The organism is Streptomyces aureocirculatus (assembly GCF_000720475.1).
Classification (GTDB): Bacteria; Actinomycetota; Actinomycetes; order Streptomycetales; family Streptomycetaceae; genus Streptomyces; species Streptomyces aureocirculatus.
Genome location: NZ_JOAP01000023.1, coordinates 45244 through 66506, shown reverse-complemented (window position 1 = coordinate 66506; position 21263 = coordinate 45244). Strand labels below are relative to the sequence as shown.

Here is a 21263-nt window from a genome sequence, read left to right as displayed (position 1 = left end):
TCCGACCATGTTAAAGGACCGGCAAAACACTGGACTCCATGTGACTCTGGGTGACATCATGTAACTCCCCGACGCCATGTGATCCCCGCTGTGCACTCCCTGCTACGTAATCCCGGCTGGGTGATCCCGGCTGGGTGATCCCGCTGTGCCGCTTACCCCCGCCGTACCGCTTCAGTCGGTGAGGGGCTTCACCCAGCGGCTCGAAGGGCACCGCCCCTCACTCGTGAGCGATCGCCTCCAGGACGTTCATGCGCGACGCCCGCAGCGCCGGAAGCAGCGCCGCGACTATCCCGACGACCACCGAGCCGACGACGACGGCCACGACCGTCGACCACGGCACCGCGAACGCCGTCAGCCCCTGCAACTGAAGGACCTGGTGCATCGACACGCCCCACACCAGACCGAGTACGAGACCGAGCACCGCCCCGAACACCGCGATCACCACCGACTCCAGGCGGATCATGCGGCGCAGTTGCCGTCGCGCGAGGCCGATCGCGCGGAGCAGCCCGATCTCCCGGGTGCGCTCGACGACCGACAGGGCAAGGGTGTTGACCACGCCGAGCACCGCGATGACGATCGCGAGGCCGAGGAGTGCGTACACGAGGTAGAGCATCACGGCGATCTGGTCGCGGATGAGCTTCTTGTAGTCGGCCTGGTCGCGCACCTGGACCTGCGGGTAGGGGTCGAGGGCGGCGTCCAGGCGGTCGCGCAGGGTGTCGGCGTCCGTGCCCGGCGCGGCGTTCACGTACACGGCGGAGTCCTGTCCGTCGGGCACGTACTTCTCCAGCGTGCCGAGACCCATGAACACCCCGCCCCGCATGCCGGGGCCTTCTGGGCCATCCAGGTCGGTGAGCGCGGCCACGGTAAGCCGGGCCCTGCGCTTGTCGGGGAACTCCACGGGCAGTACCGAACCGACGCGGACGCCGTGGTCCTCGGCGTAGTCCCGGTCCATCGCGACGTGCCCGGGGGCCAGGGCCCGTGCCGAACTGCCCTGCGCGTACGTCATCTTCACGACGTCGTCGAGCTGTGGCCCGTACCCGGCGGCGGTCGTCTCGGTCGTCCCGCCGTCGGGCGTGCGCAGCTTCAGCGGGGTGAAGCGGTTGCGTACGACGTCGGCGGTGCCCTCGGTCGCCCGCACCTTCTCGGTGACCTCGCGGGGGAACGGCAGGAACGCGTTGTTCTGCACGACGAAGTCCGCGCCGAGGGTCTTGTCGATCTGCTCGTCGAACGACTTGGTCATGGAGGCGCTGGCCACCGACAACCCGCCGACCAGGGCGAGGCCCACCATCAGCGCGGCCGCCGTGGCTCCGGTGCGGCGCGGGTTGCGCAGCGCGTTGCGCTGACTCATCCGGCCCACCGAGCCGAACAGGGCGGGGAAGGCACCGCCGAGCACCCGGATCACCGGACGCACCAGGAGCGGGCCCGCCACGACGGTGGCGACGAGGCTGAGGACGACTCCGAGGCCGAGCAGGGACGCCGATGTCGAGGTGTCGGACGAGGCCGCGCATCCGACGAGCGCGGCGGCTCCGGCCACTGCCACGACCCCGCCGACGACGGCCCGCCTCCGCAACGGCCGCCCCACGCCCGCGATCTCGGCGTCCGCGAGCGCCGCCATGGGGGACACCTGCGCTGCCCGGCGCGCCGGCAGATACGCCGCGACGAAGGTGACGCCCACCCCGACCACGTACGACACCACCGGCGTCGGCCAGGCGATCACCATTTCCGTGGACTTCAGGTTCATCCCGAGCAGACCCATCAGCTCGATGAGTCCGGCGGCGAGGCCGATTCCGGCGGCGAGGCCGAGGGTGGAGCCGACCACGCCGAGGAGCACGGCCTCGATCAGTACCGAGCGGCGCACCTGCCTGCGGTCGGCGCCGAGCGCGCGCAGCAGGCCCAGCTCGCGGGTGCGCTGTGCGATGAGCATCGAGAAGGTGTTGACGATCAGGAAGATGCCGACGAGGACCGCGACGCCGGCGAAGCCGAGCATCACGTACTTGATCACGTCGAGGAAGCCGCCGAGCTCGGACGCGGCCGACTCGGCCTGTTCGTCCGCGGTCTTCAGGTCGTAGGAGGTGCCCAGTTCGGCGGCGATGCGCCGCTTCAGCTCGGCGTCGGGGACACCGGGCGCGGCGTCGACGGCGATGCCGGTCGCCGCGTCCTCGTTGCCGAGCAGCTTGGCCTGCGCGGTCGGGGTGTCCAGGAAGACGAGGGCCGCGCCGGGGTTGGTGGTCGTGAACGTGACGATGCCGACGACCCGCACCTTGAACGAGCCGGGTGCGGCGAGGACCGAGAGCGTGTCCCCGATCTCCACGTCCTTCTTGTCCGCGGTGTCCGCGTCGACCAGGGCCTCCCCGGCGCCGTGCGGGGCCCGGCCCGAGGTGAGCCGCACCGGGCTGCGGTCGGTCTCGTACCAGTTGGAGGCGATCGTGGGCGCCCCGCTTGTGGGGCCGACGGTGTCGTTGTGGCGGTCGACGACCGTGATGTTCTCGACCTCCGCGTCCACGTGCGTGCCGGCGACGCCGTCGATCTTCGCGATCTGCCGTGCCACCGTCGCGGGCAGGGTCGGTGTCCGTCCCGTCGGCATGCCCTCGTCGAGGTCGTCGTCCGCGGGCGCGACCGTCACGTCGGCGGAGGTGGACGCGAAGAGCCGGTCGAAGGTGCGGGCGACGGTGTCGGAGAAGATCAGACTGCCCGCGACGAACGCTACCGAGAGGATCACGGCGAGCGCGGACAGGGCCAGCCTGCCCTTGTGCGCGAGGAAGCTGCGGAGCGTGGCCTTCAGCACGGGTAACCGCCTCAGTCCTGGGTGGCCGGGTCGTCGGGGGAGCCGTGCGCTTCAGGGCCGTCCGGGGTGGCCCGCGCGGGGGGAACGGCGCCTTCGGGCGTGGCCCGTCCGGGGGGAACGGTGCTTTCGGGCACGGGTTGCGTGGGCGGAGCGGCAGCCTCGGGCGCGGGATGCGCGGTCGGAACGGCGCCCTCGGGCGCGGGTTGCGCGGTCGGAACGGTGCTTTCGGGCGCGGGTTGCCTGGGCGGAGCGGCGCCCTCGGGTGCGGGCCGTGCGCCCTGGAGCGCGTCGAACCGTTTCATCCGCTCCAGGACCCCCTCCGCCGTGGGCCGCGGCATCTCGTCCACGATCCGACCGTCCGCGAGGAAGAGCACCAGGTCGGAGTGGCCGGCGGCGCCCGGGTCGTGGGTCACCATCACTACCGTCTGGCCCAGCGAGTCCACCGCCTCGCGCAGGAACCCGAGGACCTCAAGACCCGCCCGCGAGTCGAGGTTGCCGGTCGGTTCGTCGGCGAAGATCAGCTCTGGGCGGGAGGCGAGGGCGCGCGCGCACGCCACGCGCTGCTGCTGTCCGCCCGAAAGCTGCGCGGGCCGGTGCCGCAGCCGGTCGCGCAGCCCGAGCGTGTCGATGACGTGTTCCAGCCACTCGGTGTCGGGGCGCTTGCCCGCGATGTCCATGGGCAGCGTGATGTTCTCGCGTGCGTTCAGCGTCGGGATGAGGTTGAACGACTGGAACATGAAGCCCACCCGGTCCCGCCTGAGCTGCGTCAGCTCGCGATCCTTCAGCCCGGTGATCTCGGTCTCGCCGAGCCACACCTGGCCCGCGGAGACCGAGTCGAGGCCGGCCAGGGTGTGCATCAGCGTGGACTTGCCGGAACCGGAAGGACCCATCACGGCCGTGAACCGTTGGCGCGCGATGTCCACGTCCACCGCGTCCAGGGCGATCACCGCAGTCTCGCCGGAGCCGTACGCCTTCGTCAGCCCGCGGGCGCGGGCGGCGACGCCGACGGGCTCGGTGCGCTCCGTGTGCGGTGCCGAAGCTGATGTGGACAAGGCCGCCTCCCGGGTCGTGGCCGCCCCGACTCGCGTATGCCAGCGGAGAGTCCAGCAGAGAGTAGACGCTCGTACCCGGCGGCTGGTATCCCTCGGAAGTCGGTCGAACGAGCGTGTGTAAGGGACACCTGTCGGGCTACTCGCGAACCTCTTGCCGGTGCTAGCGGATCGGCGCTAGCTTGTGGGCATGGCGAAGACTCAGCTCAACGTGCGGGTGGACGAGGACACCGCCCGGGCCGCGCGCGAACGCGCGACGGCCCGCGGTATGAGCGTCAACCGCTATATCGAAGAGCTCGTCAAGCAGGACGCGGGCGAGCTCGGCCACACCTTCGTGGAGGCCGCGGCCGACTTCATGAAGCAGTACGAGTCCGTCTTCGCCGAGGAGTTCGGCGCGGAGCGCGAGGGTCGTCGCTGACCGTTGAACCTCAGAATCGACCTCGCCTGGCTCCTCATGGTCGCCGAGCACAAGACGCCCGGTGATCCGCAGGTCACCGACTGGGGAGCCCTGGTCGCCGCCGTCGCACGTCACCAGGCGGAGATATTCGGCGTACCCGTCTACGAGGGACCCCACGACCGTGCCGCCGCGCTGCTCCAGCTCCTGCTGCACCTGCCCGCCCTCGAACGCTCCAACGCGCTCTTCGCGTCCTCGGTCGCGTACGCCTACCTCGTCGCCAGCGGGGTGAAGGTGGTGACATCCCCCGAACAGGTGCGGGACCTGGCCCGCCTGATCAAGGAGGACGGGGCGAGCATCGACGACATAGCGCGTGAGCTGCGGCAGTGGAGCCTGTGACGGGCCCTGTTACGGGACCTGTGACGGGATGTCTGAGGGGACCTTTGAGGGGGCCTTGCAGGGGCTTTTGACGGCACCTTGGCCTCCATCGGGCGACAGGCACCGATGAGTTATGGCCCGCGCACGGGTCAGCACAGGGCAAGCAGTCACGACCCCCTAGCGCCCCGACCCCCTAGCGACCCGACCCCCTGGGAGCACGGCCATGCCCGCCACCATCCAGCCCATGCTGATCACCCCCGACCTGGACCGTCTCGTCGCCTTCTACACGGAGCTGTTCGGCGCGCAGGAGAGCGACCGGGTGCCGGACGAAGGGCCCGTCTTCTTCCTGAACCTGCGCATCGAGGACTCCGACCTCGGCATCGTCGCCGACAAGAGCGTCGAACTCGGCGTCCCGCAGCGCTCGCTCCTGAGCGTGACGGTGGCGTCCGTGGACGACCTCCTCACCCGCGTCGAAGCGCTCGGCGGTACGGTGCGCGGCCCGGCGAACGACATGCCGTGGGGTCAGCGGGTCGCGCACATCCAGGATCCGGACGGCAACGCGGTGAATCTCGTCCAGCCGATCTGACGGCGCGGCTCAGGTGCCATGGCCGTTGTGGCCGGTGGGGCTGCCTTGGCCGGTAGGGCCGTCTGGGCCGCCTGGGCCGACATGGTCGGTCGGGTCGGCCTCGGGCTCGGGCGGGCGGCGGGCCGAGCCGAGTACGCAGTACGACGTGGGCAGCCGCGGCCCGTGCGCGGGCACCATCACCTGCCGGTACGGGCCGAGCTCGAACCCGGCGGTACGCAGCGCGCCCACGGTGTCGCGGCCCACGTGGCAGCCGCCGAACAGGAGCGGCCACACGGTCCGGTCCAGGGCGCGCTGGGCCGTGGCCATCGCCGTGCCTGGGGCCCTGCCGTGCTCGAAGAACCGCAGCTCGCCGCCGGGACGCAGCACCCGACGCAGCTCCGCGAGCGCCTGCGGTACGTCCCGCACACTGCACAGCACGAGCGAGGCGACGGCGTAGTCGAACGCCTTGCTCTCGACCGGCAGGGCCTCGGCGGCACCCGGCACCACGTCGACGGGGACGTCCGCGCGCAGCGCCGCCGACACGGCGAGGCCGCGCAGCAGGCGCTCCGGTTCGATCGCCACCACCTCGGCGACCGTGGCCGGATAGTGCGCGAAGTTCAGCCCGTTGCCCGCGCCGACCTCGATCACCCGGCCGCCGACACCGTGCAGGAGTTCCTTGCGGTGCGGGGCGACGACCCGCTCGGCCGCGGTGCTCTGGCGCGCGTAGAAGCGGGCGAACACCGGGTGGTGGACCGCGTCGCGCGGGGCGGGCCTGGCGGAGGGCGGGGCCATGCTGCCTCCAAGGGGTCGGCTGGTACTTCCCCCGCCCCGGCCCACCTCGAAACGGGGGCGGACCGGGGCGTCGGCGCGGCGATCGGGGCGTCCGAGCGATGCCCGGGACGGCCCGCACAGCAACCGGGACGGGGCTCGCGCAGCGACGGGGGCGTCCGAGCAACGAACAGGGACGGTCCGCGAACCCAGCGGGACGGCTGCGCAGCGAACCCGCACGGCCCGCGCAACAACCGGGACGGCTGCGCAGCGAACCGGGGCGGCTGCGCAATGAACCGGCACGGCTCGCGCAGCGATCGGGGTGTCCGAGCAACGAACAGGGACGGTCCGCGCAACGAGCGGCACCGCCCGCGCGCCGAGCGGCACCGCCCGCACAATGACCGGGACGGCTGCAACGAACCGGCACAGCCCGCACAATGACCGGGACGGCTGCGCGCCCCGACCGGCACGGCCCCCGCGCCCCGACCGGCACGGCCCCCGCGCCCCGACCGGCACGGCCCCCGCGCCCCGACCGGCACGGCCCGACCCCAACAACCGGGACGGCTCCCGCGCCCGCCCCGACCGGCACGGCCCGACCCCAACAACCGGGACGGCTCCCGCGCCCGCCCCGCCCGGCACCGCCCGACCCCAACAACCGGGACGGCCCCCGCGCCCGCCCCGCCCGGCACGGCCCGACCCCAACAACCGGGACGTTTCAGCCCAGGCGGCGAGGGGGCCGAGTCTCTCCACGGCTTCGCCACCCCGCAGGCGGCGGGGGGCTTTCCAGGGAGCGTCGGCACCGACGAGCGCCCGGTCCGGGGACCCGGAGAAACGGAGCCCCCGCCGACACCCCGCACGGCCTAGAACGCCACGTCCCGTACGTCCCACCGCCCCCCGAGCCCCGGCCCGAGCCACCCCGCGGCGCGGTCACGGAACGTGGACGCGTCCAGTGCCCCCGCGCCCTCGGGCACCGCCCCCAGCAGGGGAGCGCCCGCCGCGTCGGGCAGCTCGGCCAGGTTGCAGCGCGACGCCAGGTCCGGTGCGGCGGGCCAGCTCCCGATGACGACGCCCGCGGCGGCCAGGCCGCGGGCACGCAGGGCCTCACCGGTCAGCGTCGTCATGTTGAGGGTGCCGAGCCCGGCCGTGGCCACGACGAGGACGGGCGCGTCGAGGAGCCGGGCCGCGTCCGCGAGCGTCGCCCCCGCCTCGTCGAAGCGGACCAGCAGACCGCCCGCCCCCTCGACCAGGACCAGATCGTGCGAGGCCGCCAACTTCGCCGCGGCCTCGGCGACTTCGGCGGGCGTGACCGGCGCGAGCCCGGCCCGCCCGGCGGCCGTCGCCGGTGCCAACGGCTCGGGGTAGCGGGCGAGTTCGACCCCGGTCACCAGGTCGCCTGCGAGCCGCCGCACCTCGGCGACATCCCCGGGCTCGCCGGGCCCGACGCCCGTCTGGGCGGGCTTCAGGACGGCGACGCTGCGCCCGGCGGCGACGGCGAGCGCGGCCACCGCCGCGGTCGTCACCGTCTTGCCGATCTCCGTGCCCGTACCGGACACCACGAGCACGCTCACGCGGACACCTCCCCACGGTTCGCGGCCGTACTGGCGGCCGCCGCCGCGCACACCGCGCGGCCGATCCTGGCGACGTCGTCGTCACCGGTGACGAAGGGCGGCATCGTGTAGATCAGGTCGCGGAACGGCCGCACCCACACACCCTCGCGAACGGCGGCGAGCGTCGCCGCCTCCATGTCGACCGGGTGGTCGAGCTGTACGACACCGAGCGCGCCGAGTATCCGTACGTCCTGGACCCCGGGCAGCCCGGCCGCGGGAGCGAGCGCCGCCCGCAGCCCCGTCTCGACGCGCTTGACCTCGGTCTGCCAGTCCTGCCCGAGCAGCAGGTCGATGGAGGCGCCCGCCACCGCCGCGGCCAGCGGATTGCCCATGAACGTCGGCCCGTGCGCGAGCACCGGCACCTCACCGCGCGCGATCCCCTCCGCGACCCGCGCGGTGCACAGCGTCGCCGCCATCGTGAGATAGCCGCCGGTCAGGGACTTGCCCAGACACATCACGTCCGGAGTGACGCCCGCGTGGTCCGCCGCGAACAGGGCCCCCGTGCGCCCGAAGCCCGTCGCGATCTCGTCGAACACGAGCAGCACGCCGTGCGCGTCGCAGGCCTCCCGCAGGGCCCGCAGATACCTCGGGGAGTGAAAGCGCATCCCGCCCGCGCCCTGCACGACCGGCTCCACGATCACGCCCGCGAGTTCGTGGGCGTGCCGTCCGATCAGATCGTGCAGATGCTGCGCGTACGTCTCGTCGTACGCGTCGAACCCGGCGGGCGGCAGGTCGGCGAAGACCTGCTCGGGAAGGACGCCCTGCCACAGGCTGTGCATGCCGCCCTGCGGGTCGCACACGGCCATCGGCTGCCAGGTGTCGCCGTGGTAGCCGCCGCGCCAGGTGAGCATCCGGTGCTTCTCGGGCCTGCCGAGGGAACGCCAGTGCTGGAGGCACATCTTGACCGCGACCTCCACGGACACCGAACCGGAGTCGGCCAGGAAGACATGCTCAAGGCCGTCCGGAGTGATGTCGACAAGTCGCTTCGCCAGGCGTACGGCGGGCTCGTGCGTGAGCCCGCCGAACATCACATGGCTCATGCGGTCGAGCTGGCCGCGTACCGCCTCGTTGAGGACGGGGTGGTTGTAGCCGTGGATGGCCGACCACCACGACGACATGCCGTCGACGAGCTCGCCCACACCGGTGACGTTCAGCCGCACCCCGGTGGCCGACTCCACGACCAGCGGCTCCTGGCGGCCCGGCATCGGGCCGTAGGGGTGCCAGACGTGGGCGCGGTCGAGGTCCAGGATCTCCCGCGGGCCCAGGCCGGGGGCCGCCGTGCCGTCACGCATTGGGGGCCAGATCCGTGCCGGCGCCACGACGGCGTACCGCGACCAGGTCCGTGCGCGCCCCGGGCACCCCGGCCGCCCCCGCCGCGGGTGCCTCCGCCGCGGGAACCCGCGCCGCGCCCACACCGGACGCCGCGCCCACACCGGACGCCGAGCCCTCTGCCCCGGGCGCCGACTCCGCCCCGGGCACCGGCTCCTCCGCTCCGAGCACAGGCTCCTCCGAGCCGCACGCCGACTCCTCCGACCCGCACACCGACCCGCAGCCGCCGCCCCTGCGGTGCTCCGGCAGCGTCACCTGGTCCGAGGTCTCCACCTCGAAACCGGCGTCCGCGATCATCTCCAGGTCGGCCTTGCCCGCCTGGCCCTCGCTCGTCAGGTAGTCGCCGAGGAAGATCGAGTTGGCGAGGTGCAGGGCGAGCGGCTGCAACGTACGCAGATGCAGCTCGCGCCCGCCCGCGATGCGGACCTCGACGTCCGGGCAGACGAACCGGACCATGGCGAGGATGCGCAGACAGCGCTGCGGGGAGAGGTTCCACTCCTTGGCGAGGGGGGTGCCCTCGAAGGGGATGAGGAAGTTCACCGGCACCGAGTCGGTGTCGAGCTCGCGCAGCGCGAAGACCACGTCCACCAGGTCGTCGTCCGTCTCGCCCATGCCCGCGATCAGACCCGAGCAGGCGGAGAGCCCCGCCGCGTGAGCTTTCTGCACGGTGTCGACGCGGTCGGCGTACGTATGCGTCTTGGTGATGTCGCCGTACGTCGCCTCGGACGTGTTCAGGTTGTGGTTGTAGGCGTCGGCACCGGCCCCGCGCAGCCGCTCGGCCTGCCCGTCGGAGAGCAGACCGAGACAGGCGCAGACCTCCACGCCCTCGTTCTGCTCCTTGATCGTCTTGATGGTGTCGGAGACCCGGTCGACGTCCCGGTCGGTCGGCCCCCGGCCGCTCGCCACCAGACACACCCGCTTGGCGCCGCCCGCGAGCCCGGCGGCCGCCGCCTCGGACGCCTCCTGCGGCTTCAGCCAGGTGTACTTGAGGATCCCGGTGTCCGCGCCGAGCCGCTGCGAGCAGTACGAGCAGTCCTCGGGGCACAGACCGGACTTGAGATTGACCAGATAGTTGAGTTTCACCCGCCGCCCGAACCACTGCCGCCGTACCTTTCCGGCCGCCGCCACCACGTCGAGCAGTTGCTCGTCGGAGGTCGCGAGCACGGCGAGCGCCTCTTCACGGCTCGGCAGTTCGCGCCGAAGCCCCTTGTCCACCAGCGTGTTCAGCAGATCCATGGCGCTGATCCTGGCGTAAGCCGGTCGGTATGACCATGGAGATTCTGAACAACAGAAGCGATGAGAGGTGTGGGTATTGCCACACCATGGCCTGGTGGCGTGCCCGCTAGGGTCTGTGCACTGTCTACAAACACCCGGTCCGTACGAGCCGTTCCCGCGGCCCGCGTACGCCGACCCTTGAGGACCCGGAGGTCCCATGGCGAGCTCGCCGTTCGACTGGATCGACGAGCAGGCACGGCAGCGCGAGCGGGCGGGCCTGGTGCGCACGCTGCGCCCGCGCCCGGCCGAATCCGGACTGCTCGACCTCGCGGGCAACGACTACCTGGGGCTCACCCGGCACCCGGAGGTGACCGCTGGCGCGGCCGACGCGGCCCGGCGCTGGGGCGGCGGCGCGACCGGCTCCCGCCTGGTGACCGGTTCCACCGAGCTGCACGCCGAACTGGAGCACGAGCTCGCCGCGTTCTGCGGCTTCGAGGCGGCCCTCGTCCTGTCGTCGGGGTACGCGGCGAACCTCGCGGCGGTCACGGCGCTCGCCCCGCACGGCTCGCTGGTCGTCTCCGACGCGGGCAACCACGCCTCCCTGATCGACGGCTGCCGTCTCGCGCGCGGGACGACACAGGTCGTGCCGCACAGCGACCCGGACGCGGTGCGCAAGGCGCTCGTCACCCATGAGGGGCCCGCTGTCGCGGTCACGGACTCGGTGTTCTCCGTCGACGGGGACGCGGCGCCGCTGCGCAGCCTGGCCGCCGTGTGCCGGGAGGCCGGGGCGGGGCTCGTCGTCGACGACGCGCACGGTCTCGGTGTCCTCGGCGCGGGCGGCCGCGGTGCCCCGCAGGCCGCGGGTCTCGCGGGCAGCGCCGACACCGTCGTCACGGTGACGCTGTCGAAGTCGCTCGGCAGCCAGGGCGGCGCCGTGCTCGGCCCGGCCGGGGTCATCGACCACCTGGTCAACGCCGCCCGGACGCTGATCTTCGACACGGGACTCGCACCGGCCGCGGCCGGCGCGGCGCTCGCGGCCCTGCGGGTGCTTCGCAGGGAGCCGGAACGGTCCGTGCGCGTGCGTGCGGTGGCGTCCGAGTTGCATGAACTCCTCACCGATGACGGGCATTCGGCGGTACGTCCCGACGCCGCCGTCGTCTCGGTGCGCGCGCCGTCGCCGGAGGCGGCGGTACGGTGGGCGGCCGACTGCCGGGCCGCGGGCCTCGCCGTGGGCTGTTTCCGCCCGCCGTCGGTTCCCGACGGCGTCTCACGGTTGCGGCTGACCGCACGAGCCGACCTGACCGGCGCACAGATCGCCGATGCCGTCCATGTGATCAGCCGCACCGCACCCTGACTCCTGGGATCTGGCACCTGAGACCTGGGTCCAGGGTCCGGCGCAGTCACGCGGTCCTCACCGAAGGGCGCCGGTGAAGTCCTTCCAGGCGGCGGGGGAGAAGAGCACGGCAGGTCCGGCCGTGTCCTTCGAGTCGCGCACGGCCAGCAGACCGGCGAGCGGCCCTGAGCCGAGCGACGCTGTTTCCACGCAGTTGTTCATTCCATTGCTGCGGCTGCTGCGCCGCCACCGCACGTCTTCGAGAGACGTGCTGGAGGGAACGGACCGAGGCAGTGCAGTCATAGTGCCTCCTTACGTGCCGTCACCTAACTCGGCGATGTAATCCATTGAATCGTGAACGGAAAGCGCCTGTCCCTGGAGGGAGTTGAAGGCGTCGGTGTACGCCTTGAGATCTTCTTTCCGTTCGAGGTAGAGGCTACTCGTCAAATGGTCGAGAACGACCACATCCAGATCAGAAATGTCCGGAAAGGAGAGGATAACGAAAGATCCGATCAGTCCCATGTGCTCGCCGGTGGCGAACGGAAGGACCTGGATCCGGACTTGGGGAAGCCGTGACACCTCCCGCAGCCGCCGCAATTGACCGGCGAGAACCTCGGGCCCGCCGACCTGGCGCCGCAACACCGCCTCGTCGAGGATGACGCTCAGTCGCAGCGGTGGCTCGTTGCGCAGTACGTCCTGCCGGGCGAGCCGCACCCGGACCAGGGCCTCCACCTGCTCCTCGGGCAGCCCGCCGAGAGCGGCACGTGTCACCGCACGGGCGTACTCCGGCGTCTGCAGGAGCCCCGGCACGACCGTGGTCTCCAGGGTGCGCACCCGGCAGGCCTGGGACTCCAGGCTGATGAAGTCGCGGTAGGCGGGTGGCAGCAGACCGCGATAGGCGTGCCACCAGTGATGCCGCCCGTTGTCCTCGTCCCCGCCCGCGAGCACGATCAGGAGCTCCCGCAACTGCGGGTTCCCGACCTCGTACGCGTCGAGGAGCAGTTGTACGTCCGAGGCACGTACACCGGAGCGCCCGGTCTCGATCCGGCTCACCTTCGACTGGTGCCAGCCCACGCGCGCTGCCGCCTCGCCACTGGTGAGTCCTGCCTGTCCGCGCAGCGCCCGCAACTCCGCGCCGAGTTTGCGGCGCCGTACCGCCGGACCGTACTGCATGTCCGTCTCCTTCCGGACGTCCGCGCCAACCGTACGGGACAGTGGGAGACAGTAGAGGAAGTGTCGCAGTTGCGCCCAAATACGTTCTGTCGTCGTAGAGTTCACCGCTTCGAGCGACAGATATATGCACATCTTGGTGGATCGCTGCGCGTCATCGGCCTCGGAGTGGCAGTCTGGCGCAAAGCACCAGTTCCGGGACCGTCCTCGAGTTCTTCCGCCGCGCGCCGGAGTCCGGTTCCGTTGGGAAAGGGACGGCAACGCCATGGCAGATCACCAGGAAGCGTCAGTCACTCTGCCGAGCGATCCCGTCTCGGTAGCTGCCGCCCGCAGGTATGTGGGAAATGTCCTGTCGGAGTGGGGGCTGCCGCCCGAAGCCGACGCCGCCGACACCGTGCGCCTCATTGTCTCCGAACTGGCCACGAACGCCGTCCAGCACACCCTCGGTCAGTCGCCCACCTTCACCGTCGACGTGCAGCTCGAACGGGACGAGCGGCTGCGCATCGGCGTGACCGACAGCCACCCCCGCTATCCCAAGCGGCTGCCCGCAGCCGTCCAGCAGGACAACGGCCGTGGCATGGTCATCATCCGCTGGCTGACCGCCGAGTGCGGTGGCAGGCTCTCGGTCAGCCCGACGCCTGAGGGCGGCAAGACGGTATGGATCACCCTGCCGTGGTCGGTGCCGGTGCAGAGTTGACGGCGGCGCCGTGCGCGGGACCGCCGTCACCCGGGCCCGCCCGTATTGCGGTCGTCGCGGGACGTGTCCTCGCTGTCGTTCCCGCCCTCGGCCCCGTTGCTGCCGTTGCTGCCGTTGCTGCCGTTCCTGCCCTCGGTCCCTTTCCAGAGCGGCGAGGGCGCCGCGCCGGACTCCATCCCGGCCCGTGCGACCGCCCAGGGGAGCACCCACCACAGCCCGCCGCACGACAACAGCGTGCACGCGGCGGCGATCAGCGCGCCGGTGCGGCTCGCCGCCACATCCACCACCAGCAGCACCGAACCGGTGAGCGCCAGCACAAGGACGGCCAGCCCGGCCGCCGCGAGGCGCGACGACACCCGGACGATCAACGGCTTCGCACCCCGCTGGAACAGTCCCCGGTGCAAGGCCGCAGGAGCGGTGAACAGGGCGGCCGCCAGGACGGCGAGCAGCAGCGTGGTCACATAGGTGGCGCGCTGCACGGTGTCGAGCGAGGGGAAGCGGGGCGTGAAGGCGAGGGTGAGCAGGAACGCGAAGAGGATCTGCACACCCGTCTGAGTGACCCTCAGCTCCTGCAGAAGCTCGCCGAAGTTCCGGTCGGCCCGTTCTTGAGGCGTCTCGTTGCGGCCGTCGTGGAAGGGGACACCCGCGGCGGGTGGACCTTTTTCGGACATGTACTACGAGGTTCCCGCGCCGGCGCGTTCCACTCCCCGCGCCGTGCGCGCTGCGCCCGGACGGCGGCGGCCATCACCCGGTCACCGGCCGCCGCCCGCCCGACGGGGTCAGCGGACCCGGCCGTACCAGACGCTCCTGGTCCAGATCTTCTCTAGCCGGACCACGGTGTTCCGCTTCGGCGCGTGCCAGATCTTGTTCTTACCGGCGTAGATGCCGACGTGGTACACGTTCCGGCCCGAGTGGAAGAACACCAGGTCGCCGCGGGTGCGGTTGGCGGCGGACACATGGCGGGTCTTGTTGTACTGCTGTGCGGCGGTGCGCGGCAGCTTCTTGCCCACGCGCTTGAACGAGTAGAGCGTGAGACCCGAGCAGTCGAACCGGTGCGGCCCGGCGGCTCCGTAGCGGTACGGTGAGCCCTTCTTGGAAGCCGCGATGTTGAGCGCCTTCGTTCCGTGTGTCGCGGCCTCTGCCTCCGACGTGAGCCCGGGGGCCACGAGGGTGCCGCCCACGGCGGCGAGAGTGAGAGCCGATGCGGTACCGGCCCTCGTCAGGAGCGACGGAACACGCGACGGAGCACGATGCAGCGCAGTCATGCGCAACCCTTCGTCAGCCGCCTGTGAAGGATGACCTGTCGGGTTCGGGCAGGCGAAGATGCCCGGTCGCGTCACGACTTCACCCCAAGGACCGCCGGTTTCCCGGGCGGCCCGCCATGCTGGGTCCTCCACTCCTGCCGAATGCACACATGTCGACCGGTCATCCGGGTGGCGGCAGGACTCGGCGTCCGCCCGGACCGCCCCGCCGCTTGTGGCGGGGGCTTGTCGTCGGAAGGGATCTTCACCCGGGAGTGGCCGAAATGCCGAGCCGAAACGGCCTTATGTGAGGCTCCTCACGACTGATCCATTCGGGTGGACAGGGCCTGAATGGGGCTCAGGTCACAGTCGGGGGCGATTGCCCGAACAGCACTGGAACGCCCCGTTCCGCCTGTCGCGTAAGGGAGTTGCGCAACTCGAGAGGTTCGAGCGTACGAGCGATTCGTACGCTGAATGAGCTACCACGTCTGGTCGTGCCGGGTGTCGCGCCGGGCCCGGCCGCTCCTTCGCCGGAACCCGTCCGGCCGCTCACCGGACGGGCGGCGCGGGCGCGCTGCGGCCGTGGCGCCCCCGCGGGCGGCCGGTGCGACGGCGCACCCTCGGCGTGGGTGCACGGTATGCCCCGAATGCCCCGGCCGCCTCGGCTGCCCCGGTCAACTCGCCGACGGTGGCGCGTCCTCGCCCATCGCGATGGGCGGCAGGGTCACGCGTGCGGCGCGCCGTTCCCCGTCGAGGGTCCGCAGTGCCCTGGTCAATGTTGCCGTGTGCAGCTCCGTTTCGCCTCGCCGATGCATCAGGGTCAGCGCGTCGCGCAGCTCCGTGGCCCAACTGACGAGGGCTTGCGCCGCGCGCAGGCCCCCGTACGTGTGCTCCGCGCGCGCCGGATTGATCCTGCCGAGGAGGTCCACCACCGCCAGATAGGCGTCGACGACCTCGCCCTCGGCACGCGTCAGGGCAGGCAGCGGCGGGAGTTCCGGCATCATCGCGGCCTCACCCGGCGGCGGTGCGGGAGGCCTTGCGGCTCGGCACCACGCGGTCCGCCAGGCCGTACTCCACCGCGGCCGCGGCGTCGAGCACCGTGTCCCGCTCGATGTCCGCCGCGACCTGCTCGGCATCGCGTCCGGTGTGCCGTACGAGCATCTCCTCGAGAAGCGCGCGGGTGCGACGCAGTTCCTCGGCCTGGATGGCGAGGTCGGTCGGTTGGCCCCGCAGTTCCTCCGGCAGTGCCGGCTGCTTGAGCAGCACCCGGGCGCCGGGAAGGATGGAGCGTTTGCCCGGTGTGCCCGCGGCGAGCAGCACCGCCGCGGCGGAGGCGGCCTGGCCGAGGCAGACGGTCTCCACGTCGCAGCTCGTGAACCGTAGCGTGTCGTAGATCGCCGTGGTGGCGCTGAAGGAGCCGCCGGGGGAGTTGATGTAGAGCGAGATGTCCCGTTCGGGCGCGAGGTACTCCAGGTGCAGGAACTGGGCCATCACGTCGTTCGCGGCGACATCGTCGACCGGCGTACCGAGAAAGACGATCCGCTCCTCCAGGAGCTTGGAGTAGGGGTCGAGGGTACGAAGTCCCGAGCTGGTGCGCTCGGTGAACTCCGGCAGGACGTGCCTCCCGATGTGCATGACGTCGCTCCTGGTGTGCATGACGTGCCTCCTGGTGAGTGCGACATGCGTGCGTGTGAACGCACGGGCATGCGGACGGGCGCCGCCACAGGGCGGGCGGCCTCTGTAAAAAATGTACAGGATGTACGTCACGTTATGATGGAGGTATGGCCTACGAGATTCCGGTGACGCAAGCCCGAGCAGAGCTCGCGGATCTGATCAACCGCGTCGTCTACGGCAGCGAGCGCGTGGTCGTCACCCGGCACGGCAAGCCGCTCGTGGCCCTCGTGTCCGCCGACGACCTGCGCCGACTCGACGAGATCGACCGCGCCGAAGCCGCCGGTGCGGAAGCCGCCGACGCGGCCAGTGGGACCGCCGACACGGCGGAGGAGCAGATCATCAGCTCCGTCTCGGCGATCGGTTCCGGCTCCTCGGTGCCGGGAGGCGGCGGCGGGCGGCAGCGGTTCGGCATCGCGGCGGAGCACCGCGGGCCCGACGCGCGGTAGGTGCGCGACCGGCCTGTCGGCTCTACTCGGCGGCGGGCCGATGGGCGCGCCCCCGGAGGGTCTCGATGGCCTGATGGGTATGGGGCAGCCCCAGGAACGGTCATGACGGGGTCAAGGGCTGGTTAACCTCGCTGAAACTCCGCCCAACTAGCCTGCTCTGCCACGCCACCTGGGGATTTCGTACGCCAAGGTGTACTTCGGCGCGCATATTCCTGCGCGCTACATCTATGCCGTCGCGGTGGCCGCGGCAGCCGGACCCCGCACGGTCCGGAGCGAGGACTGTGAGGTGGGACGTGCAACTGACCCCGCACGAGCAGGAGAGACTGCTCATTCATGTGGCCGCCGACGTGGCCGGTAAGCGCCGGGCGCGCGGGCTGCGGCTCAATCATCCCGAGGCGATAGCGCTCATCACGTCCCACATCCTCGAAGGTGCTCGTGACGGCCACAGCGTCGCCGACCTGATGGCGTCGGGCCGCAGGGTGCTGACGCGGGACGACGTCATGGAGGGCATCCCCGAGATGATCCACGACGTTCAGGTCGAGGCGACCTTCCCGGACGGCACCAAGCTCGTCACCGTCCACGAGCCGATCGTCTGACGGGGGAGCGAGTCGTATGTCCCCCGAAGACGCGAGCCGTGTGTCCTCCGCAGACGCTAGCCGTACATCCTCCGCAGACACGAGCTGTATGTCCTCCGCAGCCAACGGCTCCTCCGCAGCCAACGGCTCTTCCGCAGCCAACGGCTCTTCCGCAGCCAACGGCTCTTCCGCAGCCAACGGCTCCGGCGCCGCCCTCGGCGCGGCCGGCGCCATCGGCGGCCGAAACGCCCGCGCGGCCCTGGGCGCCCTCGACGCATTCGGCACCTCCGGCGACGGTCCCGGCCTGGTGCCGGGCGAGATCTTCTTCGCCGAGGAGCCCGTCGCCTACAACCAAGGCCGCGCCACCACCCGGCTGACGGTCCTGAACGCCGCCGACCGCCCCGTCCAGGTCGGCTCCCACTACCACTTCGCCGAGGCCAACCCCGGCCTGGACTTCGACCGGGCCGCCGCGCACGGCCTACGGCTCAACATCGCCGCGGGCACCGCCGTGCGTTTCGAGCCCGGCATCCCGGTGGACGTCGAACTGGTCCCGCTGGCCGGAGCACGGGTCGTGCCCGGGCTGCGCGGGGAGACCGGGGGTGCGCTCGACTCCGGGGCGGGCGGCGGGACGGCGGGTGCTGCTGCCGCCGACCTGCCCGGCGGGACCGGACCCGCCGTCACCGCCGACCAGCCGGAGGGGACCGGATCCGCCGTCACCGCCGGTCCGGGCGGCGGGACCCGAGGTCCCGTCACTGCCGGTCCGGGCGGCGGGACCCGAGGTCCCGTCACTGCCGGTCCGGGCGGCCAGACCGGAGGTGCCGTCGATGCCTGAGCTCTCCCGTGCCGCGTACGCGGACCTCTTCGGCCCCACCACCGGGGACCGGATCCGGCTCGCCGACACCGATCTGCTCGTCGAGATCGAGGAGGACCGCTCCGGCGGCCCCGGACGCTCCGGCGACGAGGCCGTGTTCGGCGGCGGCAAGGTCATCCGCGAGTCGATGGGCCAGTCCCGTACGACACGGGCCGAAGGCGCGCCCGACACCGTGGTCACCGGCGCCGTGGTCATCGACCACTGGGGCGTGGTCAAGGCGGACGTCGGCATCCGGGACGGCCGGATCACCGGCATCGGCAAGGCCGGCAACCCGGACACCATGGACGGCGTGCACCCCGATCTCGTCATCGGCCCGGAAACCGAGATCCTCGCGGGCAACGGCAAGATCCTCACGGCCGGCGGCATCGACACACACATCCACTTCATCTCGCCGACGATCGTCGACGAGGCACTCGCCTCCGGCGTCACCACCCTCATCGGCGGTGGCACAGGACCTGCCGAGGGCAGCAAGGCCACCACCATCACGCCCGGCGCCTGGCACCTCGCCCGAATGTTCGCGGCGATGGAGAACGCCCCGGTCAACATCGGCTTCCTGGGCAAGGGCAACACCACGTCCGCCGAGTCGATGCACGCCCAGTTGCGCGCGGGCGCCGTCAGCTTCAAGATCCACGAGGACTGGGGCGCGACGCCCGCGGTGATCGACGCCTGCCTGAACGTGTGCGAGGACACCGGCGCCCAACTCGCCGTGCACACCGACACCCTGAACGAGGCGGGCTTCGTCGACGCCACTTTCAAGGCCGTCGCGGGACGTACGATGCACGCCTTCCATGTGGAGGGCGCGGGCGGCGGCCACGCCCCCGACATGATCACGGCCGTCTCGCTGCCGAACATGCTCCCCAGCTCGACCAACCCGACCCGCCCGCACACCGTCAACACCGTCGAGGAGCACCTCGACATGCTGATGGTCTGTCACCACCTGAATCCGGCGGTACCGGAGGACCTGGCCTTCGCCGAGTCCCGTATCCGGCCGACGACGATCGGCGCGGAGGACATCCTGCACGACCTGGGCGCCATCTCGATCATGTCGTCCGACTCACAGGCCATGGGACGCGTCGGCGAGGTCGTCCTGCGTACGTGGCAGACGGCGCACGTGATGAAGCGGCGGCGCGGCGCGCTTCCGGGGGACGGCAGGGCCGACAACCACCGGGCGCGGCGGTACGTCGCCAAGTACACGATCAACGCGGCGATCGCTCAGGGCGTCGAGCGGGAGATCGGCTCCGTGGAGAGCGGCAAACTCGCCGACCTGGTGCTGTGGGACCCGGCGTTCTTCGGTGTCAAGCCGCAGGTGGTGCTGAAGGGCGGGCAGATCGCGTACGCGCAGATGGGCGACGCCAACGCCTCGATCCCCACCCCGCAGCCGGTGCTGCCGCGCCCGATGTTCGGCGCCCACGGCAGGGCGCCCGCGCGCAACTCCCTGAACTTCGTGACGCGTTCCGCGCTGGACGACGGGCTGCCCGAACGCCTCTCTCTTGAGCGGCCGTTCGTGGCGATCGAGTCCACGCGGGGGCGTACGAAGGCCGACATGCGCGAGAACGACGCCCTGCCGCGGGTCGAAGTCGCCCCCGACAGCTTCGCCGTCCGCATCGACGGCGAACTCGTCGAGCCGTCACCCGCCGCCGAACTTCCGCTCGCCCAGCGGTACTTCCTGTTCTGAGGCGGTGAGCGAACATGTCACGGGCCGCGTTGCTGGTCCTGGCCGACGGGCGTCTCCCCGCCGGTGGGCACGCGCACTCCGGGGGCGCCGAGGCGGCCGTCAAGGCGGGCCGGATCACCGGGGCACGATCCCTGGAGGACTTCTGCCGTGGGCGGCTGCACACCACGGGCGCGGTGTCCGCGGCGCTCGCGGGCGCGGCGGCGCTCGGGGTCGATCCGGTGGCCCTGGACGAGGCGGCGGACGCGCGTACGCCGTCCGCGGCGTTGCGCACCGCGGCCCGTAAGCTCGGCAGGCAGTTGCTGCGGGCCGCGCGAGTGGCCTGGCCGTCGCCCGAACTCGACGCCCTGGCGGCGCGGTTCCCCAAGGGCGCACACCAGCCGGTGGTCCTCGGCACGGCGGCGCGGGCGGCAGGCCTCGACGCGGAGGACGCCGCCCACTGCACGGCGTACGAGAACGTCAGCGGCCCCGCCACCGCAGTGGTCCGGCTCCTGAGCCTCGACCCCTTCGAAGCCACCGCGGTCCTGGCCCGGCTCGCCCCCGACATGGACACGGTGGCCCGCCAGGCGGCGGAGGCGGCGCGCCGAGCATGGGACGAGGGCACCGACACCCTGCCGGCGGCGTCGGCGCCACTCCTCGAGGTGGGGGCGGAGGGGCACGCCGGGTGGGACGTGAGGTTGTTCGCGTCATAGCCGCAGCCCCGAGCGGGACACCCAAAAAAACAAACCCACCATTCCGTACCAGTCACCCGTACTGGCACCCGTACCCGCAACACCAGAACATAAGGGGAGAAGCATGCACCTCGACCACACCCACGACGAGGCGGCGGCCGTCAGCGCGGACGCGCACCGCCCCGACGGCACCCGCAGGGCCCTGCGCATCGGCCTCGGCGGCCCCGTCGGCTCGGGGAAGACGGCCACCGTCGCAGCGCTCTGCCGACTCCTGCGCGACGAGATGTCATTGGCCGTGGTGACCAACGACATCTACACGCGTGAGGACGCGGAGTTCCTGCTCCGCGAGGCCGTGCTGCCGCCGGAGCGCATCACGGCGGTGGAGACGGGCGCGTGCCCGCACACCGCGATACGCGACGACATCTCGGCGAACCTGGAGGCGGTGGAGGACCTGGAGGACGAGGTGGGTCCGCTGGACCTCGTCCTGGTGGAGTCGGGCGGCGACAACCTCACGGCGACGTTCTCCCGCGGCCTGGTGGACGCGCAGATCTTCGTCATCGATGTGGCGGGCGGCGACGACATCCCGCGGAAGGGCGGCCCCGGTGTCACGACGGCGGACCTGCTCGTGGTGAACAAGACCGACCTCGCCCCGTACGTGGGCTCGGACCTGGCCCGCATGGCCGCCGACGCGAAGGCGCAGCGCGCTGAGCTCCCGGTGGTGTTCCAGTCGCTGCGGTCGGAGGAGCATGTGTCGGCGGTGGCGCGATGGGTGCGGGAGCAGCACGCGGCGTGGGCGGGAGCAGCGGCGAAGTGAGCCCGGCGA

21 protein-coding genes, 2 pseudogenes and 1 riboswitch are annotated in these 21263 nt (G+C 71.7%); of the genes and pseudogenes, 11 read left to right on the top strand and 12 right to left on the bottom strand.

From position 1 onward, the window contains the following. Positions 1 to 217 precede the first annotated feature (217 nt). Together IG78_RS0122250 and IG78_RS0122245 are read right to left on the bottom strand one after the other, a co-directional pair. A complete protein-coding gene (locus tag IG78_RS0122250) occupies positions 218 to 2785 on the bottom strand; it encodes an ABC transporter permease (protein WP_030565920.1) in 2568 nt (855 codons plus the stop codon). A 257-nt stretch (positions 2786 to 3042) separates the two neighbouring features. Further along, positions 3043 to 3837, bottom strand: a pseudogene (locus IG78_RS0122245) (ABC transporter ATP-binding protein); the annotation flags it as partial. A gap of 187 nt (positions 3838 to 4024) precedes the next feature. Between IG78_RS0122245 and IG78_RS0122240 the strand changes: the two are divergent. The 3 genes from IG78_RS0122240 to IG78_RS0122230 all read left to right on the top strand — a co-directional run bounded on the left by IG78_RS0122240 (position 4025) and on the right by IG78_RS0122230 (position 5192). Further along, complete coding sequence (locus IG78_RS0122240; RefSeq protein WP_030565916.1) at positions 4025 to 4252, top strand: toxin-antitoxin system HicB family antitoxin; 228 nt, start codon at positions 4025 to 4027, stop codon at positions 4250 to 4252. Positions 4253 to 4288: 36 nt separating this feature from the next. Then, positions 4289 to 4627: a hypothetical protein gene (locus IG78_RS0122235; RefSeq protein ID WP_051852851.1), complete on the top strand. Its 339-nt coding sequence runs from the start codon at positions 4289 to 4291 to the stop codon at positions 4625 to 4627. Positions 4628 to 4829: 202 nt separating this feature from the next. Further along, positions 4830 to 5192, top strand: a complete 363-nt coding sequence (locus tag IG78_RS0122230) for a VOC family protein (RefSeq protein ID WP_030565912.1) — start codon at positions 4830 to 4832, stop codon at positions 5190 to 5192. A gap of 9 nt (positions 5193 to 5201) precedes the next feature. Here IG78_RS0122230 and IG78_RS0122225 read toward each other — a convergent pair whose 3' ends face one another. The 4 genes from IG78_RS0122225 to bioB all read right to left on the bottom strand — a co-directional run bounded on the left by IG78_RS0122225 (position 5202) and on the right by bioB (position 10111). Continuing rightward, complete coding sequence (locus IG78_RS0122225) at positions 5202 to 5963, bottom strand: class I SAM-dependent methyltransferase (RefSeq protein ID WP_078965375.1); 762 nt, start codon at positions 5961 to 5963, stop codon at positions 5202 to 5204. Between the two features lie 836 nt (positions 5964 to 6799). Beyond that, the gene (gene bioD, locus IG78_RS0122220) at positions 6800 to 7507 is read right to left on the bottom strand and encodes a dethiobiotin synthase (RefSeq protein ID WP_030565908.1); all 708 of its coding nucleotides are present in this window, start codon (positions 7505 to 7507) and stop codon (positions 6800 to 6802) included. Further along, complete coding sequence (locus IG78_RS0122215; protein ID WP_051852841.1) at positions 7504 to 8838, bottom strand: adenosylmethionine--8-amino-7-oxononanoate transaminase; 1335 nt, start codon at positions 8836 to 8838, stop codon at positions 7504 to 7506. The genes bioD and IG78_RS0122215 overlap by 4 nt, the downstream gene beginning before the upstream one ends. Then, complete coding sequence (gene bioB / locus IG78_RS0122210; protein WP_030565906.1) at positions 8831 to 10111, bottom strand: biotin synthase BioB; 1281 nt, start codon at positions 10109 to 10111, stop codon at positions 8831 to 8833. The genes IG78_RS0122215 and bioB overlap by 8 nt, the downstream gene beginning before the upstream one ends. 196 nt (positions 10112 to 10307) lie before the next feature. On the opposite strand from bioB, the gene IG78_RS0122205 reads away from it, so the two are divergent. Next, complete coding sequence (locus tag IG78_RS0122205) at positions 10308 to 11444, top strand: 8-amino-7-oxononanoate synthase (protein ID WP_030565905.1); 1137 nt, start codon at positions 10308 to 10310, stop codon at positions 11442 to 11444. 57 nt (positions 11445 to 11501) lie between these two features. Here the strand turns inward: IG78_RS0122205 and IG78_RS0122200 are convergent, their stop codons facing one another. Both IG78_RS0122200 and IG78_RS0122195 read right to left on the bottom strand, forming a co-directional pair. Next, entirely contained in the window at positions 11502 to 11726 is a 225-nt protein-coding gene (locus tag IG78_RS0122200; protein ID WP_030565904.1) for a DUF397 domain-containing protein, read from the bottom strand. Positions 11727 to 11735: 9 nt separating this feature from the next. Continuing rightward, on the bottom strand, positions 11736 to 12596 hold the full coding sequence (locus IG78_RS0122195) for a helix-turn-helix domain-containing protein (protein WP_030565903.1): 861 nt from the start codon (positions 12594 to 12596) through the stop codon (positions 11736 to 11738). A 262-nt stretch (positions 12597 to 12858) separates the two neighbouring features. On the opposite strand from IG78_RS0122195, the gene IG78_RS0122190 reads away from it, so the two are divergent. Then, on the top strand, positions 12859 to 13290 hold the full coding sequence (locus IG78_RS0122190; RefSeq protein ID WP_030565902.1) for an ATP-binding protein: 432 nt from the start codon (positions 12859 to 12861) through the stop codon (positions 13288 to 13290). A gap of 26 nt (positions 13291 to 13316) precedes the next feature. Here IG78_RS0122190 and IG78_RS0122185 read toward each other — a convergent pair whose 3' ends face one another. The 4 genes from IG78_RS0122185 to IG78_RS0122170 form a co-directional block, all read right to left on the bottom strand. After that, positions 13317 to 13961, bottom strand: coding sequence for a DUF6328 family protein (locus IG78_RS0122185; RefSeq protein ID WP_051852840.1), 645 nt, complete (start codon positions 13959 to 13961; stop codon positions 13317 to 13319). 108 nt (positions 13962 to 14069) lie between these two features. After that, positions 14070 to 14555 (bottom strand): C40 family peptidase, encoded by a 486-nt coding sequence (locus IG78_RS0122180; RefSeq protein WP_030565899.1) that lies wholly within the window; start codon positions 14553 to 14555, stop codon positions 14070 to 14072. A 3-nt stretch (positions 14556 to 14558) separates the two neighbouring features. Further along, positions 14559 to 14711: riboswitch (cyclic di-AMP (ydaO/yuaA leader) on the bottom strand. Positions 14712 to 15205: 494 nt separating this feature from the next. Next, on the bottom strand, positions 15206 to 15535 hold the full coding sequence (locus IG78_RS0122175; RefSeq protein WP_037685942.1) for a hypothetical protein: 330 nt from the start codon (positions 15533 to 15535) through the stop codon (positions 15206 to 15208). A 7-nt stretch (positions 15536 to 15542) separates the two neighbouring features. Next, on the bottom strand, positions 15543 to 16187 hold the full coding sequence (locus IG78_RS0122170; protein ID WP_078965373.1) for an ATP-dependent Clp protease proteolytic subunit: 645 nt from the start codon (positions 16185 to 16187) through the stop codon (positions 15543 to 15545). 125 nt (positions 16188 to 16312) lie between these two features. On the opposite strand from IG78_RS0122170, the gene IG78_RS0122165 reads away from it, so the two are divergent. The 6 genes and pseudogenes from IG78_RS0122165 (at position 16313) to ureG (ending at position 21254) form a co-directional block, all read left to right on the top strand. Continuing rightward, the gene (locus IG78_RS0122165) at positions 16313 to 16651 is read left to right on the top strand and encodes a type II toxin-antitoxin system Phd/YefM family antitoxin (RefSeq protein ID WP_030565896.1); all 339 of its coding nucleotides are present in this window, start codon (positions 16313 to 16315) and stop codon (positions 16649 to 16651) included. 293 nt (positions 16652 to 16944) lie between these two features. Then, positions 16945 to 17247 carry an urease subunit gamma gene (locus tag IG78_RS0122160; protein ID WP_037685957.1) on the top strand — a complete coding sequence of 101 codons (303 nt, stop codon included), beginning with the start codon at positions 16945 to 16947 and terminating at the stop codon, positions 17245 to 17247. Positions 17248 to 17530: 283 nt separating this feature from the next. Then, positions 17531 to 17839 (top strand): annotated as a pseudogene (locus IG78_RS50610) (urease subunit beta); the annotation flags it as partial. A 211-nt stretch (positions 17840 to 18050) separates the two neighbouring features. Next, positions 18051 to 19772: an urease subunit alpha gene (locus tag IG78_RS0122150; protein WP_030565893.1), complete on the top strand. Its 1722-nt coding sequence runs from the start codon at positions 18051 to 18053 to the stop codon at positions 19770 to 19772. Positions 19773 to 19786: 14 nt separating this feature from the next. Then, positions 19787 to 20461, top strand: coding sequence for an urease accessory protein UreF (locus IG78_RS0122145; protein WP_030565892.1), 675 nt, complete (start codon positions 19787 to 19789; stop codon positions 20459 to 20461). Positions 20462 to 20564: 103 nt separating this feature from the next. After that, positions 20565 to 21254, top strand: coding sequence for an urease accessory protein UreG (gene ureG, locus IG78_RS0122140; RefSeq protein WP_030565891.1), 690 nt, complete (start codon positions 20565 to 20567; stop codon positions 21252 to 21254). Positions 21255 to 21263 lie beyond the last annotated feature (9 nt).